6 protein-coding genes and 1 pseudogene are annotated in these 4588 nt (G+C 40.3%); 5 read left to right on the top strand and 2 right to left on the bottom strand.

All coding sequences use genetic code 11. The features are described 5' to 3' along the window. Nucleotides 1-90, bottom strand: a 90-nt coding sequence (locus tag J2Z20_RS17700) for a Rid family hydrolase (RefSeq protein WP_342454333.1), incomplete at its 3' end; no start/stop codon positions are given. Between the two features lie 622 nt (nt 91-712). Here J2Z20_RS17700 and J2Z20_RS17695 point away from each other — a divergent pair. Continuing rightward, nucleotides 713-958 carry a DnaB-like helicase N-terminal domain-containing protein gene (locus tag J2Z20_RS17695; protein ID WP_209853394.1) on the top strand — a complete coding sequence of 82 codons (246 nt, stop codon included), beginning with the start codon at nt 713-715 and terminating at the stop codon, nt 956-958. An 81-nt stretch (nt 959-1039) separates the two neighbouring features. After that, nucleotides 1040-1267, top strand: coding sequence for a hypothetical protein (locus tag J2Z20_RS17690; RefSeq protein WP_209853392.1), 228 nt, complete (start codon nt 1040-1042; stop codon nt 1265-1267). A 394-nt stretch (nt 1268-1661) separates the two neighbouring features. Here the strand turns inward: J2Z20_RS17690 and J2Z20_RS17685 are convergent. Beyond that, a pseudogene (locus tag J2Z20_RS17685) lies at nt 1662-2834 on the bottom strand (IS256 family transposase). A gap of 171 nt (nt 2835-3005) precedes the next feature. Here J2Z20_RS17685 and J2Z20_RS17680 point away from each other — a divergent pair. The 3 genes from J2Z20_RS17680 (at nt 3006) to J2Z20_RS17670 (ending at nt 4513) form a co-directional block, all read left to right on the top strand. Then, on the top strand, nt 3006-3755 hold the full coding sequence (locus J2Z20_RS17680) for an acyltransferase (protein ID WP_209853390.1): 750 nt from the start codon (nt 3006-3008) through the stop codon (nt 3753-3755). Between the two features lie 88 nt (nt 3756-3843). Next, a complete protein-coding gene (locus J2Z20_RS17675; protein WP_209853388.1) occupies nt 3844-4077 on the top strand; it encodes a hypothetical protein in 234 nt (77 codons plus the stop codon). Nucleotides 4078-4303: 226 nt separating this feature from the next. After that, complete coding sequence (locus J2Z20_RS17670) at nt 4304-4513, top strand: phage tail assembly chaperone (protein ID WP_209853386.1); 210 nt, start codon at nt 4304-4306, stop codon at nt 4511-4513. Nucleotides 4514-4588: the final 75 nt, after the last annotated feature.

The raw sequence follows: 4588 nt of genomic DNA, 5'->3' as shown, positions 1-4588 counted from the left end.
CCCGAGCTGCCCTGAAGTATATACCAAATTGCCAATGCTTATGCCTTGCGAATACGGCCCAAGAGCGCCAGGAGCAGCAGATGTCGAAATCGCTTAGGACAAAGTTCATATCACCACCTCACTAACATATTCCCAAGCGCTTGGTATTTTGTTTCTCGTTATTTTCTTTCGGACACTTAACCCTGCTACAAACTTGAACCGTGTCCTGCCATCGCCCCCATATGCAGAGCGCAAAGAGATTAGAAGGTTTAGAAACAGCGTGGCATGGGGCATGAAGCGAGACGATATACAAGACAGAGACTTAAGGCTATGCCAAGTGTGTATGCGTGAGCTATATTGTACTCTTGATAGGTTTACCCACGTTAACACTAGCGTTCATCATATCGTTGCATTGGTAGATGATTGGTCACTAAGGCTAGACACACAATAACCTTATCACTCTTTGTTCTCAACATCATGCCGATGCAGATCGCGGATACATACCAGCACGTGAGTTAAAGCTCATTGCTTTAGAACAAGAGGATAATACAGCATATTGAGGGTATCCCCCCCATCAAAAAAACGAAGAGAGACCAACTAGGGGCTGACATATGGAAAAGTAAGGGCTACAGGACAGCTCCTTTACTCCAATCAGCATCTTTTGCGGATTTTTTCGATTCCTGGTTAACGTTATACAAACCAAGTATTGCAAATAATACAAAGGAGCGGTGCGATGTTAATCGATTCACAAGTAGCTGTTGATGAAGCAATGGACATGCTCAGGGGTAATGAATTTACGAAGTTAGAGCATCGAAGGATATTTAAAGCTATGCAAGAGGTATTCGAGGATGGACAGCCTGTTGACCTTGTGACTGTTATAGAACGGTTGCGAGTAAAAGGCTGGCTTGAATATGATTCTGTTAGCTACTTGAGTAAGATGGCAAACGCAACTCCGACAGCATCAAATGCGGGTTATTAAATCGGCATTATCAAAGAAGTCTATGCCCAGCGCCAACTTATTTCCGAACTGGAAGAACAGCTTGAACAAGCGAGAAATTTAGTGAGGCCTAATGAGGTTATAGCTTCCGCAAAAAGTAAACTTGTGGAAATAGCGGATCAAACGGAAACAAAGAAAAAGTACCGCGGGATTAAAGAGATATTACCTGAGGTATTCGAAGACCTTGAACAGAAGTATGCAAATCAGGATAACAGCGAGGTAACGGGTGTTCCATCTGGTTTCGCCAATTTGGATAGAATGACAGCTGGGTTTCAAATGGACAAACCATAAGTTTAATTCGGTCGGCCTTACTACATCCTTCCGTCTAATCCCTTCAACGTACTGCACCAGGCGAATGCCCGTTTGAAACCTTATCACCTGCATTGATGTGGAACTTCCATGCTCCAAAGATGGCTGAGTTTTAGACAAGCGTTTCGATCAAATTTTCAAACTGGGATCCAAGCAAACCGCGCACACTCGCATTAGTTAGAAATGAAAGTGAATCAGTAAATACAAAATGTGCGGAGTTGTAAATAGATGCTTAGTGATCGAGTATGAACGAATACAAACAATATATACGATTAAATGGAGAACAATCTCATATTTCTGATACACTTCAGGAAGAAAAAGGAAGCGTCAAGAATTTTGTGTAAATGAAAATAGCCTTCTCCTGTAGAAAATTTTGCTAGTCTTTGGTGGTAAATATCGCTTGGAGTTCTGCACGCGCCTGATCAAAGCCAATGTGACAACGTGTAGCGAAGCGTTGGTTATAGTCTTCAAACTGTGATACTAGGAATTTCTCTAGTGCTTCTTCGTGAGGAAATTGTTCTTTACGCTTCGTATATTTCTTAATCCGTTTGTTAAATGATTCAATTAGATTGGTAGAATAAATGCTTTTCCAGATCGGCTTTGGAAAACTGTAGAACGTGAAGATATACGGGTTGTCTCGTAGCGATTTAACGACTTTAGGATAAGAATCCCTCCACTTGTCACAAAAGGCTTTTAGAGCAGCTCTACCCCCTTGCTCATCTTCTGCACGATATACGGATTTGAAGTCTTCACAGATTTCTTTCCGATCCGATACGCGCACTTTATGGGCGATGTTACGAGATAAATGAACACAGCACGTTTGATACTTCGCTTGTGATAGACCTCTGAAATGGCATTTACCATGCCTGTAAGACCATCTGAGATAAAGAGAAGAATTTCATCCGTTCAACGTTGTTTCACATCCAGGAGTAGCTCTTTCCATAAGAAAGACGATTCCGTAGGTGCAATGGTATACGTGAGCACCTCTTTTGATCCATCCTCACGAATTCCCACGGCAATATATACGGCTTCTTTCGATACCGTGTCACGCTTAACAGAGATACATGTGGCATCTACATAGACGCAGAGCAAGTGTTCGTTTCATAAAAGCATCGACATGCTCTACCATGATGTTTGTCATATTAGAAACCGTTTGTGGGGTATAGTGATGGCCGTACATTTTCTCGATGAGATCAGCAATCTCCGTCATCGTTACCCCCTTTTGAAACATGTGGATAACAAAGGATTCAAGTGTGTCATTGGAACGCTTATAAGGCGCAACAGTTTGCTGTTTAAACTCTCCATTGCGATCTCGTGGTATGTTTAGGTGCAAGTCGCCATATTCCGTGTGGAGCGTACGTGTATAAACACCGTTACGAGAATTACCTGAATTGACGCCTATTCGATCATATTTTTCATAGTCTAAAAATGCAGTAAGTTCCGTTTCTAGTAAATGATTCATGGCAGTCTCTAAATGCTTACGAAATACCTCTGTAACATCTTGTTTCGTGACTAGAGCTTGGACCAAATCTGTTGTAAAATGATTCATAGGGAAGTCCTCTTTTCTGTGAATAGTTGTGGTGACTTAATTCTACAAGAAAAGGGCTTCCTTTTTCTATTTATCTATTTACACAAAATATTTTACGCTCTCCGGAAAAATAATTTTTGATACAAATAGTATAATTAAATAGGTATAATTGAGGTGAATAAATAGATTGGAGTGATCATCATTTTTTGGAAAATGAAAAAGAGGGAAAAAGAGCGAATCTCAGAATTCATTATCTTAGAAAATAGTAAACTTGAAAATACTGTAGCTCAAATTACTGGAGAACTAAACACGGTAAAAGTTACAAACTCTACGCTGCTTAACTCCAACATAGTTATTATGGGATCTCATAATCAAATAAATATAAGCAATGTTGGAAGGTTTTCTGGTATTACAATAGAGATACATGGAGACAATCACCTAATTGAATTAAACGACACACTCAATTTTTTGGATACGAAGATATTTATGAGAGGGGTAAATCATAAGCTTGTTCTTGGAAAATGTGCAATGTTCGGCGGTGTATTATGGTATGAGTCTGACAATTGTGTTATTCAAATAGGAGATTGGACTTCGATTGAACGAGCAGGGATATCGGTTGTGGAATCAGGTAATAAGGTTTCGATCGGTCAAGATTGTATGATCTCTCATGATTTAACTATAAGGACATCAGATAGCCATCCAATTTATGATATGAACACTAAAAATAGGGTCAATAGTTCAAAAAGTGTTGTGATCAATGATCATGTTTGGGTAGGAGCTTATAGCCATATTCTAAAGGGAGTCACAGTTAACGAAAACAGCGCCATTGGTATTAGTTCAGTGGTCACAAAAGATGTACCATCAAATTGTGTTGTTGCTGGTAATCCTGCAAAAGTGGTGAAGAGGGATATTTTTTGGGCTAGAGAACCTATTACACAGTAGGACCATACTGCGACACAAGTGTTTTAATGAATTGAGCTCTGCTTAGGCAGGGCTTTTTATATTGGGATTTGAGGGGAGTGGATGGCGGGTGAGTGATCCGGATAAGCTGCAGTATCAGTCCCCGACGCTGCGTACACCCGACATTTTGAAAAGAATCATTTGTTTGGCATTAATCTACCTATTGTATGGAAATCAGCTTTTGATGCTCTCGAACGAAAGCCTAAAGTCTTCGATTTATCGGACATCCGGCGAATTGTGCTTCGGATCTGCGAATATTGAAGATACGATCTATTATGATATTCACAAACAGTTGGTTTATTGATTTGGAGGAGGATTCATATGGCTAGCTTTCAAAAACGTGGTAAGAAGTGGGAGTATCGCATAAGCCACAATGGGACAAGATCATCGAAACAGAGTTCGATAAAATTATGAGCAAGCTATAAGGAGTTGATCAGATTGCCACTTCCAGAAATTAATATTAGTTTTTCATCACTTGCTGTGTCTGCTCGTTTGATGCAGAAATCGTTATTCAGGAGTCAACTAGAGCGATGGCTTTGGAAGTTATAGAGATGGCGCAGAATGATGAAAGGAGCGACATGGCAGATATTCATCTTGTTTATAACATTGTTATCGAACCAAATCTTAAAGATGCGGAACTGCAAAAGGAATTCGGATGTGCAGAGCCTACTAATATTGTAGGCTTGCTGTTCCGCGCAGGAGAGATTGGCGCGCTCAGCGAAAGTGTTCAAAAAGATTGAGGGTATAACACCGAACGATTTCCGTAAACAAAGTCATTCACTGACACAAGAATAAGCCCATCATATCTTGTTGCG

The sequence above is a fragment of the Paenibacillus sediminis genome (genome assembly GCF_017873765.1).
Classification (GTDB): Bacteria; Bacillota; Bacilli; order Paenibacillales; family Paenibacillaceae; genus Paenibacillus_AG; species Paenibacillus_AG sediminis.
The sequence above is the reverse complement of the archived record's forward strand: the minus strand, read 5'-3'. Positions and strand labels throughout refer to the sequence as shown.